Source organism: Paraburkholderia pallida (assembly GCF_004524855.1).
Classification (GTDB): domain Bacteria; phylum Pseudomonadota; class Gammaproteobacteria; order Burkholderiales; family Burkholderiaceae; genus Paraburkholderia; species Paraburkholderia oxyphila.
On record NZ_CP038149.1, the window covers coordinates 1105629 to 1123678 of the forward strand.

18 protein-coding genes are annotated in these 18050 nt (G+C 65.7%); 6 read left to right on the top strand and 12 right to left on the bottom strand.

Annotated elements, in window-relative coordinates; all coding sequences use genetic code 11:
• Window positions 1-7: 7 nt before the first annotated feature.
• Entirely contained in the window at window positions 8-1249 is a 1242-nt protein-coding gene (locus tag E1956_RS20205; protein WP_134752299.1) for an acyl-CoA dehydrogenase family protein, read from the top strand.
• Window positions 1246-2343: an LLM class flavin-dependent oxidoreductase gene (locus tag E1956_RS20210; RefSeq protein ID WP_134752301.1), complete on the top strand. Its 1098-nt coding sequence runs from the start codon at window positions 1246-1248 to the stop codon at window positions 2341-2343. Before E1956_RS20205 ends, E1956_RS20210 begins: the two co-directional genes overlap by 4 nt.
• A gap of 143 nt (window positions 2344-2486) precedes the next feature.
• On the opposite strand, the gene E1956_RS20215 is transcribed toward E1956_RS20210, so the two are convergent.
• The 5 genes from E1956_RS20215 to gstA all read right to left on the bottom strand — a co-directional run bounded on the left by E1956_RS20215 (window position 2487) and on the right by gstA (window position 7163).
• Window positions 2487-3521, bottom strand: a complete 1035-nt coding sequence (locus tag E1956_RS20215; protein WP_134752303.1) for an ABC transporter substrate-binding protein — start codon at window positions 3519-3521, stop codon at window positions 2487-2489.
• 61 nt (window positions 3522-3582) lie between these two features.
• On the bottom strand, window positions 3583-4401 hold the full coding sequence (locus E1956_RS20220) for an ABC transporter ATP-binding protein (protein WP_134752305.1): 819 nt from the start codon (window positions 4399-4401) through the stop codon (window positions 3583-3585).
• Complete coding sequence (locus E1956_RS20225; protein ID WP_134752307.1) at window positions 4395-5423, bottom strand: ABC transporter permease; 1029 nt, start codon at window positions 5421-5423, stop codon at window positions 4395-4397. Before E1956_RS20225 ends, E1956_RS20220 begins: the two co-directional genes overlap by 7 nt.
• 21 nt (window positions 5424-5444) lie before the next feature.
• Window positions 5445-6443, bottom strand: a complete 999-nt coding sequence (locus E1956_RS20230) for an ABC transporter substrate-binding protein (RefSeq protein WP_134752309.1) — start codon at window positions 6441-6443, stop codon at window positions 5445-5447.
• Between the two features lie 87 nt (window positions 6444-6530).
• Window positions 6531-7163: a glutathione transferase GstA gene (gstA, locus tag E1956_RS20235; RefSeq protein ID WP_134752311.1), complete on the bottom strand. Its 633-nt coding sequence runs from the start codon at window positions 7161-7163 to the stop codon at window positions 6531-6533.
• 156 nt (window positions 7164-7319) lie between these two features.
• Between gstA and E1956_RS20240 the strand changes: the two genes are divergently transcribed.
• Complete coding sequence (locus E1956_RS20240) at window positions 7320-7679, top strand: winged helix-turn-helix transcriptional regulator (RefSeq protein ID WP_134752313.1); 360 nt, start codon at window positions 7320-7322, stop codon at window positions 7677-7679.
• A gap of 291 nt (window positions 7680-7970) precedes the next feature.
• Complete coding sequence (locus E1956_RS20245) at window positions 7971-8234, top strand: hypothetical protein (RefSeq protein ID WP_134752315.1); 264 nt, start codon at window positions 7971-7973, stop codon at window positions 8232-8234.
• Between the two features lie 136 nt (window positions 8235-8370).
• On the opposite strand, the gene E1956_RS20250 is transcribed toward E1956_RS20245, so the two are convergent.
• The 4 genes from E1956_RS20250 to E1956_RS20265 all read right to left on the bottom strand — a co-directional run bounded on the left by E1956_RS20250 (window position 8371) and on the right by E1956_RS20265 (window position 11723).
• Window positions 8371-8916, bottom strand: a complete 546-nt coding sequence (locus E1956_RS20250) for a hypothetical protein (RefSeq protein ID WP_134752317.1) — start codon at window positions 8914-8916, stop codon at window positions 8371-8373.
• Window positions 8917-8920: 4 nt separating this feature from the next.
• Window positions 8921-9640, bottom strand: a complete 720-nt coding sequence (locus E1956_RS20255; RefSeq protein ID WP_134752319.1) for a hypothetical protein — start codon at window positions 9638-9640, stop codon at window positions 8921-8923.
• On the bottom strand, window positions 9624-10241 hold the full coding sequence (locus tag E1956_RS20260; protein WP_134752321.1) for a sigma-70 family RNA polymerase sigma factor: 618 nt from the start codon (window positions 10239-10241) through the stop codon (window positions 9624-9626). Before E1956_RS20260 ends, E1956_RS20255 begins: the two co-directional genes overlap by 17 nt.
• Window positions 10242-10337: 96 nt before the next feature.
• Entirely contained in the window at window positions 10338-11723 is a 1386-nt protein-coding gene (locus tag E1956_RS20265) for a caspase family protein (protein ID WP_167760080.1), read from the bottom strand.
• A gap of 491 nt (window positions 11724-12214) precedes the next feature.
• Here E1956_RS20265 and E1956_RS20270 point away from each other — a divergent pair, with 491 nt between their 5' ends.
• A complete protein-coding gene (locus E1956_RS20270) occupies window positions 12215-13072 on the top strand; it encodes a hypothetical protein (RefSeq protein WP_134752325.1) in 858 nt (285 codons plus the stop codon).
• 56 nt (window positions 13073-13128) lie between these two features.
• On the opposite strand, the gene E1956_RS20275 is transcribed toward E1956_RS20270, so the two are convergent.
• From E1956_RS20275 to E1956_RS20285, 3 genes are all read right to left on the bottom strand, one after another.
• Window positions 13129-14571: a toll/interleukin-1 receptor domain-containing protein gene (locus E1956_RS20275; RefSeq protein WP_134752327.1), complete on the bottom strand. Its 1443-nt coding sequence runs from the start codon at window positions 14569-14571 to the stop codon at window positions 13129-13131.
• 220 nt (window positions 14572-14791) lie between these two features.
• Window positions 14792-16627, bottom strand: coding sequence for a hypothetical protein (locus tag E1956_RS20280; RefSeq protein WP_134752329.1), 1836 nt, complete (start codon window positions 16625-16627; stop codon window positions 14792-14794).
• Between the two features lie 101 nt (window positions 16628-16728).
• Complete coding sequence (locus E1956_RS20285) at window positions 16729-17148, bottom strand: PGDYG domain-containing protein (protein ID WP_134752331.1); 420 nt, start codon at window positions 17146-17148, stop codon at window positions 16729-16731.
• Between the two features lie 99 nt (window positions 17149-17247).
• Here E1956_RS20285 and E1956_RS20290 point away from each other — a divergent pair, with 99 nt between their 5' ends.
• Window positions 17248-18027 (top strand): hypothetical protein, encoded by a 780-nt coding sequence (locus E1956_RS20290; protein WP_134752333.1) that lies wholly within the window; start codon window positions 17248-17250, stop codon window positions 18025-18027.
• Window positions 18028-18050: the final 23 nt, after the last annotated feature.

Here is an 18050-nt window from a genome sequence, read left to right on the forward strand (position 1 = left end):
ACTCCTGATGACACACCGACCTCCCGAGACTGTCCTCGCCGACGTCGAGCGCGACCCGGGCGCCCTCGCCGCGCTGGCCGATCTCGACTCGGACGCCGCCGCGTCCTGGCTCGCCGACCTCAGCGCGGAATTCGCGCGTGGCGCCGCCACACTCGACGCCGGCCCGCACTTTCCGCACGACAATCTTGCGCGCCTGCGCCGCGCGGGCCTCCTCTCGCTCACCGTGCCGCGCGCGCTGGGCGGGCGCGAGGCAACGCTCGCGCAGGCGTTGCGCGTGGTGCGCGCGATTGCGCGCGGCGAGCCGTCCACGGCGCTCATCTTCGTGATGCAGTGCCTCTACCATCTGCGGCTCCAGGCCAATCTGAACTGGCCCGCGGCACTGAAGGAACGGCTGGCGCGCGACGCCGTCGAACGCGGCGCGCTCATCAACTCGCTGCGCGTCGAGCCCGAGCTGGGCTCGCCTTCGCGCGGCGGACTGCCCGCAACGGTCGGCCACCGTGACGGCGAGCGCTGGATCCTCAACGGACGCAAGCTCTACTCCACCGGCAGCCCCGGCCTGACGTGGCTCGCCGTCTGGGCCCGCACCGACGAGGCCTCGCCGCGCGTCGGCACCTGGCTCGTGCACCGCGACTCGCCGGGCGTGCGCATCGGTGCGCCGTGGAATCACCTGGGGATGCGCGCGACGGGCAGCCACGAGGTGCTCTTCGAAAACGTCGAGGTGCCGCTCGAATACGCCGTCGATCTGCAAACGCCTGGCCCCGCGAACGGCATGGACCCCGTCACCGCCCTGTGGATGAACGTGCTCTTGCCCGCGATCTACGACGGTGTGGCGCGCGCCGCACGCGACTGGTTCGTTCAGTGGGCCGCGCACCGCGTGCCTTCCGGGCTCAACGCGCCGCTTGCAAGCCTCGACAGCTACCAGCAGAACGTGGGCCGCATCGACGCGCTGCTGCTCAGCAACCGCGTGCTGCTCGATGCCGGCGCCGCGGGCGCGGTGCCCGTGGCCGAAGCGCAAGCGATCAAGTACCTCGTGAGCCGCAACGCGATCGATGCCGTCGAGATCGCGCTGGAGGCGAGCAGCAACCCGGGCCTCTCCCGCGACAATCCGCTCGAGCGGCACTATCGCGACGTCCTCTGCGCGCGCATCCACACGCCGCAGAACGACACCGTGCTCGGCAATCTCGGCCGCGCCGCGTTTGCGGCGCACGTGGCCGCCCCGTCCCGCGATCGACAAGGAAATCCATCATGAGCATCGAATTTATCGGCTACGTCAGTCATCAGGAGTCAAGCGAGATTCATTTGCCCGAGGGGCCGGCCGTCAATCCGTCGTGGATCGCGGCGGTCGCGCAGGCGCACGAGTACGGCGGCTTCGACCGCGTGCTCATTGCGCATTCGAGCGCCTCGCCCGACGGCTTCCAGATCGCCTCGTTCGTCGCGCAGCAGACGCGCCGCCTCGGCATCCTGCTCGCCCACCGCCCCGGCTTTGTCGCGCCGACGCTCGCCGCGCGCCAGCTCGCCACCCTCGATCACTTCAGCGCGGGCCGCACCGCGGTGCACATCATCTCCGGCGGCGACGACACCGAGCAGCAGCGCGACGGCGACTGGCTCACGCACGACGAACGTTATCAACGCACGGACGAATATCTCGACGTCGTCAAGCGTGCGTGGACCAGCGACGCGCCATTCGATCACGAAGGCACGCACTACCGCATCGCGGGGCACCGCTCGCAGGTGCGGCCCCTACAGCAGCCGCATCTGCCGATCTATTTCGGCGGCTCGTCCGATGCGGCCATTGCCGTCGCCGGCAAGCATGCGGACGTGTTCGCGCTGTGGGGCGAGTCGCTCGATGCCGTGCGCGAAACCATCGCGCGCGTGCGCGCGGCAGCCGCCGTGCATGGCCGCGCCGGGCAGATCCGCTTCAGCCTTTCGCTGCGCCCGATTCTCGCTGAGACGGAAGACGCCGCGTGGGAGCGCGCCGAATCGATTCTCGCGCGCGCAGAAGATGTGGTCGCGCGCTCGCCCAACTTCACGCGCCGTCCGAAGGATCCGCAGAACATCGGCTCGAAGCGCCTGCTTGCCGAGGCGGCGAAAGGCCATGTCGTCGATACGCGGCTGTGGACCGGGATCGCCTCCCTCACCCGGGCGGCCGGCAACTCTACGGCACTCGTCGGTACGCCGAAGCAAGTCACGGACGCGCTACTCGAATATCACAAGCTCGGCGTCTCGACGTTCCTGATCCGCGGCTTCGATCCGCTCGAAGACGCGCTCGCCTATGGCCGTGACCTGCTGCCGCTCGTGCGCGCAGCCGTCGCGCAGGAAGCGGCCGCGCGTCAGGCGGCTTGAAGCCGGTTCTGTGGCGCCCTGGCCGCCGCGCTCGACGAAGCGCGGCGGCGCGAACGCTTCGGGCGCGGCACCTTCCCAGCGCGTCACGCGCACGGCACGACGGCACCCCGCGCTTCGAATGGGGCTTGCCGCATGGGCTCTCCTCAGGCCAGCACGTCCGCGAAAACGCGCGACGCGAAACGGCTCGAATCGGTGCCCGCGTTCACCACGCCCACCGTCTTCAGATCGTCGGAATAGAGCGCAATCTCCTTGCGAAACGCGTCGCCTACCGGATGATGACGGTCCGTGTGGCTCCTGAGCATGGCGGCGAGCTGCCCCACGTCCGCCTTGGGCGCGTAGGCCGAGAAGATCTTGGCCGCGTCGTCGGGGTGGTTGGCCGTCCACTCGGTTGCCTCGATGAGCGCCTGGGTCAGCGCCTGCGCCGTCGCACGATCCTTGCGGATCAGCGAGCCGCGCACGCCCAGCACGCAGCACACACGGTTCGCGTATTCGCCGCAGAGGTTATCCGAGACCTCATAGAGGTGATCCGACTCGCGCAGCGTCCAGATGGTCGGATCCCCATCGGCGATCGCCTGCACCTCGCCCTTTTTCAGCGCCTCGCCAAGGAGGTTGGCCGGGTACTGGCGCCAGCGCACATCGTTGTCCGGATCAACGCCGATCTTCTTGAGCGTGATCGCGAAGAAGTTCTTCGCCGGGCTCGCCATGTCGCTTACGCCGACCGTGCGACCCTTGAGCCCCGCGAGGTCGACGATGCCCGAGCTTTTCGTCGCGAGCAGGCGCATGCAGCCGCCGTGAATGCCCGCGGTGAGCTTGACGTCGAAGCCCTGCTCGAGCGGCTTGATCCAGCGTAGCGCCATGCCCACGCCCGCATCCGACTTGCCCGTGGCGATCGCCTCGAGCAGCTGGTCGGTCGAGCCTGCGAAGTTCACGAGCTCGACGTCAAGCCCGCGCTTGCGGAAAAAGCCCTGCGTGAGCGCGACCGGCACCGGCGCGGTGCAGATCGCACCCGCGTTCCACGAGAGCTTGAGCGACTTCGCGTTTTCGTCTGCGAGCGCGCGCGTCGCCGGCAAGCCAAAAGAAAGGCCTCCCATTGCGGCGGCCCCTGCCGCCAGCGCGCTCTTGCGCAGCCACTCGCGGCGCGCGGGTCTGAACGGCGCGCGTTCGTCGATCGGATTCATTGTCGTATCAGTTCCGTTGGAATGAGTTGGAGAAGACTGGCGGGCTTTTTGGGCTGAGGCTTCACGCTTCGAGCCCGAGTTGCGCGAGCACGCCACGGCGCAGCTCGACGAGTGCGGGATCGTCGCGATGGCGCGGATACGGCGCATCGTTGCGAACTTCGGCGACGATGCGCGCCGGCCGATCGCTGAACACGATCACGCGGTTGGCCATGACGAGCGCCTCCTCCACATCGTGCGTGACGAACAGCACGGAAAAGCGCGCGCGCTGCCAGAGCGTCACGAGCTCCGCCTGCATGCGGATCCTGGTGAGCGAATCGAGCTTGCCGAACGGCTCGTCGAGTGCGAGCAGAGCAGGATCGTTGACGAGGCCGCGCGCGAGCGCGGCGCGCTGCGCCATGCCGCCGGAAAGCTGATGTGGCCACGCGTGGGCGAACTTCGTCAGGCCAACAAGTTCGAGCGCGGCGTCGATGCGCCGCTGCGCGTCCGCAGCCGTGCGCTCGCGCAGCGCGCCCTGCGCCTGTGGGCCGATGGCGACGTTCTCGCGCACGGTGCGCCAGGGGAACAGCGTCGGATCCTGGAACACGAGCACACGCGAGGGATCCGGTCCGGCGACCGGCGCGCCGTCCGCGTCGACGGCACCCGCGCGAGGCTTGTCGAGTCCCGCGACGAGCCTCAGCAGCGTAGACTTGCCGCAGCCGCTCGGGCCGAGCAGCGCGACGAACTCGCCAGGCGCCACGGTGAGGCTCACGTCTTCGAGGACGGGCAGCAGGTCGCCACGCAGCGCAAAGCCGTGGCTCACATGGCGAATGTCGATACGCGCGCCCGGGCGCGGCGTACTGGCTTGCGGCGCGTTCGCGGCCGCTTCTATCGTGGCTACCATTTGAGCAAACCCTTTTGCCAGCCGAGCAGGCGGTCGCGCACGCGAAACAGCAAGGTGATGAGCCCCGAGCACATCAGCGCCATCACGAGCAGTCCCGCGTACATGTTGGAGTACGCAGCCCATCCCTGCGCCCATTGCAGATACCAGCCAAGGCCCGCCTTCACGCCCATCATCTCGGCGACGATGAGCACCGAGAACGACGCGCCGAGCCCCATGAAGAGCCCCACGAACACGGAAGGCAGCGCAGCGGGAATTGCGACACGCAGGATCAGGAAGCCCGCACGCGCACCGAGCGTGCGCGCGACGTCATAGAACGCCGGGCTCACGGCCGCCACGCCCGACCACGTGAGCACGGCCACCGGGAACGCCGAAGCGAGCGCGATGAGAAAGACACTCGCACTGAAGCTCGAGGGAAAGAAGAAGAATGCAAGCGGCAGCCAGGCGGTGGCAGGCAGCGGCCCGATGAGCCGCAGCACGGGATGCAGCCAGTATCCCACCGTGCGTGACCAGCCGATGCTCACGCCCACGACGAAGCCGGTCGCCGCACCGATCGCATAGCCAAAAGCCAGCAATCCGAACGAATGTGCCACGCTCGATGCGAGACGCGGGTAGTCGTCGAAGAACACCGCGATCAGCGCCTCGGGTGGCGCAAAGAACGGACGCGGCAGCCATTCGAGCTTGGCCGTCACGATCTCCCAGGCGCTCACGCCGAGGGCCAGCGCGAGCAGCCATGGCCCCGCCGCGAGCCAGCCGCCCTGCGCCGCGCCGGCATCCGCTGCTCCAGCGGTGCGACGCGTGCGCCAGGCAATAAGCAACGCGGCTGCGGCGATGAACAGTTCGAGGGCGAGCAGCGCGTCCGTATGCGGCCAGTCGTCGAGGCTCGGCCAAAGCCGCGTCACTGCCCCCGCGCCAAGCCATGCCAGCGCGGCGAGCACGCCCGCCAGGCCTCTTGTGCTGGCGATCTTTTGCGCGGGCGCCGCCTCTTGCGCCGTGAGATCGAGCGTTTGCGTTTGAGTAGACATCAGTTCGTTATCCTTTCGAAATCAGCCTGCAACGCCGATGCGCGTATCGGTCAACGCGCGCACGTCAAGGCGGCGCGGCAGGATGCCGTCGCGCGCGGCGACGTCAGCCACCTTTTGCAGCACGCCAATGTCGGCGTCCGTCACGAAGCGCAGTTTCAGCGCTGAGCGCCGCGTGATCGTGAGCGCGGTGTCGGGCTGCGTGCGCGTGAGCCTGGCGTAGACCTCGGCATAGGCCTGGGGATGCTGAAGCGCCCACTCGCCCGCACGTTGCAGGCGCAGCAGCACATCGGCGATGGCCGCGCGCTTGAGCGGGTTCGCGTGGGCCGCGCCCGATGCGGTGATGAAGCCGAGCCCGCTGTTGATGCCGGTGCCGTCGCGCAGCACGCGCGCGCCGCGCGAGACGGCGATGCCGTAGTACGGATCGAACGTGGCCCACGCCTCGATCGATCCGGACATGAACGCGGCGAACGCATCGACGGGCAGGATGTAGCGCACCTGCACGTCGGCGCGTGAAACGCCGGCTTCGGCGAGCGCGCCATCGAGCTGGTATTCGGCAATACTGCCGCGCGCCGAAGAGACGAACACGGTCCGCCCCCGGAGCTGAGCGACGCTGCGAAGCGCCGAATCCTGCGGCACGAGGATGCCTAGCTGCGTGGGCGCACCCACACGCGTGGCCACGATGCGCAGGGAGGGATCGCCGATCGCCGCGGCGAGCACGGGCAAATCGCCGGCTGGCGCCGTGTCCACGGCACCGGCGCGCTGCGCCTCGAAAAGCGGCGCGGCGCCCTGGAAGTTCGCCCACCTGAACGCGTAAGGCGCTCCGTCGAGCACGCGCGACGCCTCGGCGAGCGCGCGCGTGCCGCCCGCCTGATCGCCGAGCACGAGCGTGACTGCGCTGAGATCAGCCGCCTTCGCGCCGCTTGCCGCCCCCAGCCCCGCGACCGCGCTGCCCGATGCCGCGACGAAGGCACCGAGCAGCCGCCGGCGCAGATAAAACGACGGTGAAACAGAGTTCGGCATAGGTCCTCGCTTGCAATGTCCATGCAAGCGTAACGGCGAACCCGGGCCCTGAGAATTATTCTATTTATATATGTTTATCTGGCAGGATCATTTATGGATTGCATCATTTGACATGCTCAGCAACCCTTCGGCCAGGAGTGCCTCTTGTACCGCGGGCCTTCCCGCAACTCGCTGCTGAAACGATGCGATGGCAACCAGTCCGGAGATGTCCAATCCGACGTGCGGAGCCCAGTTGGTCACGGCAAAAAGATAAGCGTCGGCAGCCGAGAAGCGATCCCCGAGCAACCATGGTTGCGCGCCTAGATGACGCTCCAGAAACGCGTAGTACTTGAGCAATGCGGCCTTTCTCTCTGACCGTACCGGTTCAGGCGTGACTGGATTAAAGAGTGGCGAGTATGTCTTGTGCAGATCGGAATTGATGAAGCCCAGCCACTCCTGGAGACGATACCGCGCCATCGTGCCACTTAGCGGGGCAAGTCCGCGCTCCGGCTTCTGGTCGGCGAGATACTGCACGATTGCAGGTCCTTCCGTTAGCCGTTCCCCATCTCTCAACTCGAGGACCGGTACGCTGCCTTTCGGATTGATCTCGAGAAAATTGGCACCACATTCAGTACGCTTCGTTGCGATGTCCACTTTTTCGAGGACCAGTGCAATCTCAGCCTCGCGCGCGACGATATGTGGTGCGAGTGAGCAGGCTCCGGGTGAGTAGTAAAGCTTCATCGCGTGTCCTTAGGAGATTCAATATTTCGGTGTGCCATGACATATGGCGAAGACGTTACGCGCAGCAGATAGTAACGAACCGAAGGTCGTTTCGGAGGCCCTGGCCGATATAATGCGGTAACTCGAAGGTTACTGAATCGAAGGAAATCGGAAATCATGGGTTTGCCTGTCCGCAAAAGCACAGCCTCATCGCCGCCTGCATGCCAGGTTACCGATGCCCTTGGGTTTCTACGGGGTGCATGGGCGCTGAACGTCATTTGGCAACTGCGTGGCCAGGCGAGGCGTTTTGGCGAACTTCGTCATGACATTCCACGTATCTCCGCGCGCGTACTCAGCGCGCGTCTTCATGAACTCGAATCCCGCGGACTGGTAGCAAAACGCGCGCTCAATAGCTCGCCGCCTTCAGCCGAATATGAACTGACGGAACTGGGGCGTGAGTTGCTTCCTGCGATCGACATATTTGCCGAGGTGGGGCAGAAATTGTTGTCGGCATGGGGATCGCGTAGTTCGGTCTAGCACCGGCCAATCTGCGTGTCAGGGCTGCAACAATGTGTTGCGCATGAGCAGTCTCGAATGGCCGTCGAACCGGGTTCGGTCGTCCCGTGGCGCCCAACCAGCCGGGCGCGTGCGCGCATCCATGGCGGATCGGCCACCTCATATTAGGACCAGATCAAATCACGATTTTTCAATAAATCGAGAAGTCAGCTTTGTTCGCGAGATACTTAATCAAGAGCGATCGCTTCCCTAGACTTGGTATCACCTGCTACAGACAACCGTCCGCAGCAAAACCAAGACTGGAGGTTCATCATGAAATCGCTCATTCAAGCCGTTGCCATTGCCGCTGTGCTCAGCATCCCGGCCGTTTCGTTCGCTCAGTCGAACGCCAACACCACCGCGAACAACGCTGCTGTGTCGAGCTACGGCGGCGCGGCCGATGGCACGTCGGCGTCGGGTTCACATCATCCGTTGCAGGCACTCGATCGCTCGGCTCACTCGCTGGGACATGCGATCCGCTCGTCGATTCGCCCCGACGCCAACGACGGCATGAAGCCGATCTTCTTTGGTGAGTAATCGCCAGCGTTTATCAGCCTGCAAAGGCGCGCCGCCCTCAAGATCGAGACCCGATATCCATGCTTCGCTTCCGGCATTGAAATCGTGAAGGATTGCGAATGCATCTCGATCTATAGAGGGCGGCCGGCTGATTCGGCTAGCCGGCGGAAGCATGCTCGAGATACTTCTTCGGACTTAGTTCATAGAACTGCTCCATCACCAGCGTGTGATGCGCCTCGTCCACATCGACCACCTTAATCCGCCATTCGTCGACCCAGGTGTCGGGGTTGAGCCCCAGTTCGTCCGGTCCCCACCGTACCAGCACGTGGTTGTCTTCGTGCCGCTGCACGCCGGTGGCGGCGTGCGTACCCACGTAGATGATCAGCCGATTGGAGCGCACGATCAACGGGCTGAAATTGATGAGGGTCGCCGTCCAGATGTGGCCAAGCTGGTCACGACGTTGCATGACCACAGTGGGAAACTGCTCGTATGGCGCATCGGCGGGCCCATAGAATTTGTCGTTGATCTGAATCGCCCGCGGACTCTGCGCCTTGATGGCCGCGTACGCTTGCGCCTGCGGATCGACGTCCTTGCCGCAACCGGCAAGCAACGCCGCAGCAATCAGGCAACTGGTCGTCAACTTGAATCGCATCTGAATCTTCCCCTTTGTTTGCATGATCTGTTTTGTTGGCAGAGGCGCCATACGCTCAGCGCCCCTGCGTGATCGATGACGGCTGGCCGCCTGCGCCTGCATCGCACCCTGCCGGTGCTTCGAAGCGCGCCACGGTTTGCGCGGCCTCGACACTCTGTTGCAGCGCCTCACGCGCGGTAACGTCGGCAAAACCCAGACGGTAGCGCCCCGAATCGTCGGGACCGGCAACGATGCTCGCGCCGTAAAGCGTGAGCAGATGGCGCATCTGCTGCTCCGTCACGCCGTCCTTGAACGTCACCCAGGCGTCGTTACATGAGCCGGCGGCGCCGCGCACGGCGAGCATCGGCGCCGCGCCGTCCTGCGCGCCGCTCAGGTAATGCGCGATCACGCCGGACTGCGCCAGTACGAGTGCAATGAGTGCCGGTTGCACGATCGAGGCATGCGCAGCGAGCCATTGCCGGAACCGCGCGAACCACGGCGCGCTCGCGCGCTCCGGTTGCGCTCGCGCCGCCGCCACGGCGTGCGCTTCGCCGTCGCGCGCGACGCCAAGTTTCGCGCGGATGTCCGCACACGACGCCTGCGCCGTGGCGGCAGCGGCCTCGTCCCAGAACAAATCCGCTGCCGCTTCCAGAACGCGCAGTTCTTCGCGCAATCCGCTCTCGCGTGCGATGCGCATTTCGACTTGCTGGCGCGCCTCATCGGAAAGCTCGCGCCGCAGCCAGGCGATCAGGAGGTCGTCCGCCTTGTCATCGAACGGTTCACGTACCTCGGTCATGTCCGCCTCCCCATTTGTTCCTCACACACGCGACCACCAGCATTTTGGCCTCGGAAACACGTCGTCGAATCGCGCTTGCCGAACCGGAGCTCGTCATCGCCTGAATCTCCACATCGGAATAGCCGAGCAACGCGAGCTTGAACGTTTCCCGAACGCGGGCCGAGAGCTTCGCGAGGCACGTGTCGAGCACGCGCCGCATGGCCAGCCGCTCGGCCTCCTCGTCGGCGGCGGGCGCCGTGTGGCCCGTCTCGTGCATGAAGCGGTCGAGATCGGGACACCGCGCGAGCATCTCCTCGAACGACTGCACGCGCTGCATCCCCTTGCCGACCGAGCGCAGACGCGTGGCCAGCTTGTTGGCCGCCACCTTGCCGAGATAGCGCCCCAGCGCGCCTTCGAACTCGCCGGGCGACGCGGCGCCCTCCTCGCTGAGCCGGAAGTTGTGCGGCTTCTCGACGAAAACGTCGGTCACGGCCGCTTGCCACGCGTCTTCCATATCCTCGCGCAACGACCAGCGGTATTCCGAGCGGGCGTACTTGTAGAAGACGGCACATGCCTTGTGAAGGAAGGGCTCGAAGCGGGCACCGTCGGCAAAATCGCGCAACGAAACATTACCGGCGGTTTCGTGCGATGGGAGCGGATCTTTGGCCGTCATAGGCAAACGGATTTATTTTGCATAACGAAACGGATGATTCCCCTGCTACTGGACGCGGTTCGATGGGGAGGACGGCATGGCCGGTATCGCCTGGCGTGAGGCCGCGAATACGAAATCGTGGCCGTAGATCGCCCGATAGCGCGCCTCGTACTTCGCAACGTCCGCGTAATGGATCTGCACCAGCAACGGAATCAGCTTGTCGAGCGCCTTGGCGAAACCGTCGTCCACCGCGCGCCGCAGAAACAGCGACGCGGTATAGAGGTTCTGCGGGGAGCTGCCCGTTCGCAGGAGGTAGTTGCCGTAGAACGCCTCGGCGAGCGGGTAATGGCGTCCCGTCGCGTAGACCGCATACTCGTTGACGAGCGCGTTCGTCATGTACCACGCTTCGTCGGTCTCGTTCGGCGCGCGCACCTGGAGCGCCATCGCCAGTGCGGTTTGCGCGAACAAATCGCCGCGCTCGGCGCGCTCGTGCACTTCGTTCGCCACGCCGCTATCGCTCCAGATCCGCGGGAGCAGCTCGAGCATCCGGTCCAGCTCGGCGTCCCAGTGCGCCGCCTCCTTCACGGGGTCATGGATCGGCGGCCGCGCGCTGACACTCCACGTCATGTCGCCGGCGTCGGGCGGCGGCTGCGCGCCGCCGCGCGTGCCGGCCGCCATCGTCATCGGCTGGCGCACGTTGGCGCGCGGGCCAGGCGCCACGGTGTCGGACAGCTTCAGGTCGCCAACGAGGCCGTCGTTGAACCACGGACGCTGCGTATCCGCCGTTGCGGCCGCAACCATTACTTGTGTATGGCGCAGCATGGTCAGCACGTCGTCGCCGCTTTGCATCTGCTGGTTCAGATACCACGCGAACGGGCTGTGCTCGTAGCGCGTGCCGCCAAGCCAGAATGCATCCAGCGCCGCGCCGCCGGGCTGCGTGGCGAACGCGATGAGTTCGCCGTGCCCCGCGTCCACGGATGCCATCGATTGATTTACGGAACCGCGCAACGCCGCGCTGCGGCAAGCATCGAGCAGCACCACAAGCGCGCGCGGCTCGCCGCGGCTCGCAATACTGCGCACATAGCGCAGCGGCACCGCGTAGCGTTGCAGGTCGCTTAGCGAAACCTTGCCGACGGGCATGGGCAGATCGACGGGAATCAGATAGTTCTCGCCACCGCTTTCGAAGCCGTGGCCAGCGTAGTAGATCACGGCGATGGAGGCTTTTGAGGCCGCCGCACCGAAGCGGTCCAGCGCGTCGAGCATCTGCGCGCGCGTCTGGTTTTCCTCGAGATCGACCACGAAGCCGATCGAGCGCAGCGTGCCCGCAATGAGACTCGCATCGGACGAAGGCGAACCGAGCCGGTCGGGCGCGTGATAAACCGCATTGCCAATGACGAGCGCGACACGAGGCGCGGAGGCGGCGTGCCCTTGCTGGCCCTGCGGCGTCTGCACCGCCCTGGCCTCCAAGGGCAGCCACAGCGCCAGAAGCGCAAGCAGCAACGAGACATACCGGCGGCATGGCCCCATGGCATGGCGGCCGTTCTTCCAACGCCAGGCCGTATGCCAGCCAGCCTCGGACCCCGGCGGACTATACGTCAGCGCTTTTATGGCTTCATCGCCGAAGCGGAGGTAAATCATCTGCAAATGGCTTCCAAAAGGCGTGGACGGAGTGCTGCGCTCCCGAGGAAGCGCCCTGTTGTCCTATTCGCCTGGCGCGCTCGATTTGTTCGCTTTTTTTTGCTCATGGCAACGCTCGTTTCATCCGCAACCCGATCGCGGGCTTCCTGATGCGTGGCGAATAACCGGCATGCATCCGCACGCCCTTCAAAAAAACCGAACAAATCGCCGGATCGAATCGAATAGAGGAGCACAGGCGCCACGCACGCGTGCCGTGCCACCCGCCCTGATATGTGATTCATTCAAACCGACTCCGGGGAGCATTCATGCAAGCATCAAAACTGAGTATCGCCATCTCCACCCTCGCCCTGCTTGCCGCTTGCGGCGGAGGGGGCGGCGACGGCAACACTCCGAGCAGCAACGGCAGCAGCGCGCCGTCGAACGCGGCGACGAAAGCCGCCAGCTTCACGTATCTCGACTACAACGCCGCCGCCGGACTTGCGGCGTCGCCATGGAGCGCGACCTTCGTCGACAACGATCCTGCCACCGGCACGCCGACGCTCGCGCAAAGCGGCTGGAGCGGTCAACTCCACTACGGCACGGCGAGCAGCGCCAATACCGTGACAGCAAGCAACACGGCGCTGGCCGGTGTGAGCGGCATCGCGTTCGGCGCACCGGTCAAGCAGAATTTCGATCCCGCGTGGGCCGTGGGCGGCGCCCCCCAAGGTACGCAGAAGGATGCGAATCTGGACGGCGCCTATGAACTGTGCGCGGCCGCGCCAAACGGCAGCCAGAGCACGACCGGCTACGTGAGCACCGACGTGCTGATCACCGCCGATGCAACGCCCGTCACGCAGGTGAGCGAGCTCGCCAACGAGACCTTCAAGTTCAACCAGTACTGCTCTTCGGCCACCGCGTCGGGCAACGAGACGCTTTTGTTCGACGCACAGGGCAACGCGACATTCAACGTCTACACGGGATCGTCCAACGCGGGCTCGACCTCGGCCGTGCCCGTGCCCGCGGCGGCCTTTCAGGCGGCGCTGAACGGCACGCCCTACGGGGATTCGCAGCAAGGCCAGATCGTCTGGAGTGCGTACAAGTACGTATCGGCATCCGGTCAGACGAGGCTCGTCATCGTCGAGCGCGGCACGGCGGACGGCAACTACGTGGGCCTCTGGTACTGACCGGCCAGGCACTGTCGCTCGACGCCGGCATGGACGCAAAACTCACGCGCGGGCGTTCAACTGATCCACTGCATGAGCGTGCGGTACTGCTGCACGCTCTTGTCGCTGGTGTCGATGTTGGGCTTCGCGTTGGCCTCGAACGTGCAGTACTTCTGCACGCCCGTCCTGACGGTCTCGAGCGCGTGCGCGTGGTTGGTGTCCTGCTGTGCGTCGAGCACCGCGCGGTACATGTCCCGCTGCGGGTCGGGACCGTTGCCGCCCCAACCGGGATCGCCGCTCATCGCGCCCACGGGCGCCAGCTGCACGAGCTTCTGCAAGCCCGCCGGCGACATGTTTTCTTTCACGCACTGATCGAAGGTCGGACGCGCCTTCAGTTCTTGCTCGTATGCCTGCACCGCATTCTGGTGCGAGCTTTCGAGCGTGGCCAGCATCTCGCCAACCATCTTGCGTCCATCGGGATTGCCGCAGGAGCGCTGGAAAATGGCTTTCTGCGAAGGCGTGGCGGCCTGCGGGTCCACGTGGGCGAGATAGACGGCGAAGCAGCCCCGCTCGGGCCATGACGCGACCTTCTCCAGCAGCAGCTCCCGCGTGGCGTCGTTGCTGCGCTCATAGGCGTTGCGCAGCGTGCCCTCGTTGAGCCCCATGCCGCCCTGCAAGAACAGCGCGACGGTAGGCGTATCGCCGTCGGTGACCGCCGTGTTGAAGCTGCCCCAGGTCCAGAGAATGCCGCGGTTGGCCAGTTCCTTGCGCGGGTCGCTGCTCGTTTCGAGCTTGACCTTGTCGAGCTTCTGGTCCATTTCGGCCACGGCGTGCCCCGTGCCCGCAATGGAGGACGCGGCGCTGTCGATGCGCTCGGCCGAATTCGAAATGGCATGCGTGGCGTTGCCAAGATCGGCGTGCATGCTCGCCTGCAGGCCGAGCGTCGCGAGTCCCAGGCCCGCCAGCACAGCGAAGCCCGTCACCGCACTGAGCATCTTGTGGCGCAGCGCGCGCTCCAGAGCGCGCTCCAGCGTGCCGGCGAAGGTCTTGCGCTCGGGTGCGGGCGGCGCGACCGGCTTGCGCATTTCCACGGCCTGCACGATGGCAATGATCTCGTTCACGCGCGACTTGAGCGGCGAGTCCATTGCGTCGACCCACTGCGCGTTCGACACGAAAAATTCGAGCTCCGCGGAGGGCTTGATGTCGCGCAGCCGCACCGGCACGATCACCTTTTCGTTGCCGAAGGCGCGCTCGATCTCGTTCGCAACGGCTTTCGAGCGGTTCGCCTCTTCGGTCAGGACGAGGACCACGATGCTGCAATCGTGGATGGCCTTGACGATTTCCGTGCCGTACTGGCCACCGGCCGGGATGTCGCGCGGCGCGATCCAGCAACTCACACGCTGCGCTTCGAGCAGCGAGCGGAGCTGGTCGGCGATGTTGAAGTTCTTGCTGGCGTGGCTGATGAATACCGACCTGCCATGCTGCTGCGGTTCCCCGTTGGATTCAAGTGTCGCGCTCATGGTCTGCAATGGTTCGTTAGTGTTGTTCGTTTTTCTTCGACGGCCCCGCGCGGCCGTGAAACCGCAACCCGTCGAAACGCTTGTCCGATTCTAGCGTCGCCATAAGAATCTGCAACGACAGTTCGCACCGGGAAAATCCGGAAACGATGCGCATTGCATCGATCGGCAGACAAGGCCAGCGGCGAACGAGGGAGAACCGGCTGCCGCGTGGCCGCGTTCGTCAGCCGTGAACCGCCTGCGCCGGGCGTTCGCGATGGATATGGAACCACTCGGTGTAGTCGTCGATCATCAGCCGGCCGAGGTCGAACAGCAGCTTTTCGCGCTGTTTGACAGCGCGCGCGAGGCCCTGTGCGTCCCCAGTGGACGCGTCATGATGCGTCGCTTCCCAATGGTGCATGGCCGAGGCCAGCATGGCATTGGTCGCCTCGCCGCGACGAATCTCCGCTTCGAGCCCGAAACCCTCCGCGGCTTCGCTCGACGAAAGGCTGATCACGAGCGACACCACCATGCCGATCACGAGCCAGTGCCCCAGCATGGGCTGATCGAAAAACCGCACGACCGCCTCGGGCACGAGGTCCCCGTGCAGCGAATCCAGCACTTGCACGACCGCGCGCGCGAACAGCACGCCAAGGCACAGCAAGAAGGTGGAAAGGCAAAGACGCGACCACCCATGCAGCTTGCGCAGCGCATGCCGGCGGCGAGATAGTAAGGTGTCCTCTCCATACTTGAGCTGATCCTCGATCAGCGCCTGCCCAATGGCATCCCACTCGGCTTTCGCGCGCAGCGGCGCGTCGGCCGCGACGCTGCGCGCCGGCGCGGCGGAGAAGCGGATCGCATGCAGGGCGGCGCGCACCCAGAACATCGCGCTGCGCCGGGCGAGCGGAATGTGGTCGGCCACATAGGAACGCATCGCGCCATCCGGGTCCGAACCATAGGGCGCGGTGGCGGACCAGAAAAACTGGATCCGCAGGCCCTCGGCCAGCAGCCGGTAATCCTGGTGCCGGCCCTCGATGCGCCGCGCACGATGGACGATCAGGCGCCACAGCCCGAACACCAGGATCGATGCGTACGCAATGAAGAACAGCGAGCCCGGCAGCCGCTCGAGCCCCTCAGGCAGCAGGCCGCGCGGAAACGGCGACGCCTCGGCGAACTCGGAGGCGAGCGCGAGGGAGCCCGCGGCCAGAATCGCGAGTACGAACAGCGACAACGGCCGGGGCCATCCGGACAGGCTTCCGCTTGCCAGCGCCTTCACTTCCGTGAGGCGCAACCGGCTCCATTCGCGCTGCCACTGGCCCGATAGCCGGTCGGCCACCACGAAAACGCGGTTCATCATCGCGAGGTCAGCGCGCGGCTCGGCCGCGACGCCGAGCGCGTCCAGCGCCCCGGCGCGCAGCGCCAGCGGCGTATCGCCCGGCGCCGCGCCGCCAGTGCCGTGCGCCGCCTCCCACGCGCGCGCGTCGCGATTGAACTCTTCGATGCTCGCCCATTGGCGCAGCACTTCCCGCGCGCGAAACAGGGCGCGCGCGGGTTCCTCATCGGGCATCTCGACCTCGCGCTCGCCGGACAGCAGGCTCGCCGCGACGCGCGCGGGACGGGCGCGCAACCCGTCGATCGCGCGGGACGCGTCGGCGGCGAGACGCGGCAACGGCAGGTCGTCGGGCACGCGCACGATCGGCGCCGGTTCGGGCAAGCTGAACACGGAGACCTGGTTGCCGGCGTTCGGCGTATTGAGCGGCAGCGTTTTCGCGTGGTCCGCAAGCGCAGTGCGCAGCGTTTCGGCGGGCGCCGCGTCGCCGGTCGCCACGAATACCAGCGCACAACTGCGCAACAAATAAGTGGCGCTGGCGTCCTCGAGCGTGATGACGTCGTCGTGCGCGAGGCTGGCGCGCGGATCGATTCGTTCGCGCTCGATCAACTTGCCTTCGGCGTTGCGGGCCAGGACTTGCACGTGGTCCGCGCCGTTTGCGACGACAACGATCCAGTCCGTATGCGTATAGGACGTTTCCAGCGTGCCGAGGAGATCCCCAACGAATGCCCGGGATGCCTGGGCGGACACGGCGACCCCGAATATCGCCGGAACATGCGCTTGCCGATAGCTTGCTTGCATGGAGAGTTGGTCTGGTTGTTTTCGTTATGCGGCGCGCATTGGCGCGCGGCTCAATTCGAATCCTGAATACGAACGTAAGTCTGCGCAAAAATATCGCTCGCGACAATGCCCCAGTCGCCGGGGCCGTATTCGAGCAGCCAGTCCCCGGGCTGGCCGTGCAAGGTGTCGCCGCTGCCTGTCACGACGCTGAACGCGTTGGCCATCTGACGCGCGCGCACCTCGTTCGGCAAACGCGCATAGCGGCCCGACTGCCCCGCCAGCGTGGGCGCAACAGGCTCATAGGTCCGCTCGAAACGTTGTCGATCGACCGGCCAGCGCTCGCCGCGCACACCGGTGATCAACGCGTCACCGGCGCGATAGGAGACGGGGCCTTCGAGTGTCGTCATGACGCCGTCACGAGCGGCGATTTCGACGTCGACGGGATCGCGCCGCTTCGCGTAGCGATCCATGTCCTGTGAAGCCGTCGCCATACCTGTTCCCGTGCCGATGAAAATGTTTATCTTAGCGTGTTTCAATGGCCCTTCGCATGCACTACGATGTATTTCACAGGTGCATTCGAGGGGCCGCTCATGACGAACGCAACGATCGATTCCGCCCGTAGCTATCTGCTCGGCGTGACGCTGCCGCCGGTCGATCCCTCGCGCACTTCGCTGCTGCTCGACGACACCACGCCCAGCTTCGACGCAACCAGGGATCAGGCCGTCGTGGTGGGATCCGGTGTCGTAACGTTTGCGCAAGGCGTGCCGCCCGCGCGTCGTCTCGGAGTCACGAACTCGCTGCTGCTCGCGCAGCTCGTCGCGCGCAAGGCAGTGCCCGACGGCGGCGATCTCGACGACTGGTACAAGCAGTACACGTCCGTGCTCGCGAACATCGGCTGGCTCGTGCAGACGACGACCACGACCCACACCGCCGACACCTCGGACGATTTCGATACGCACAAGGCGATCCTCGCCGTCGCGACGCTGCTGCTCGGCCCCGGCGCGGTGACGGCGCTCGCGCTGATAACCACGACGCTCGATGCGCTCGCCAGCATGGACACGAGCCAGCCTTGGATCACGATCTTCGACCGCGAGTCGCACGCGGTCAACGCATCGAGTTTCCAGGTCGCGCTGGCCGATACGGCGCCCGACGGCAGCTTCGTCGTCTCGCTGATGGCGTTCGTGCTCAAGGCGAACAGCGTCGTCACGCAGGTGCTGTTCTTCAAGGCGAAGCAGGAGGACGTCCAGTTCTCGCACTACGCCTCGCAGGCGCAGATCGACACCACGATACTCGATTCGCTCGAACCCGACCTCAGCAATCGCGTCGCGCAACACAGCAAGAGCTTCATCAGCCAGTTGCCCGACCTTTAACGACACGCAAACGGCACGCAAAC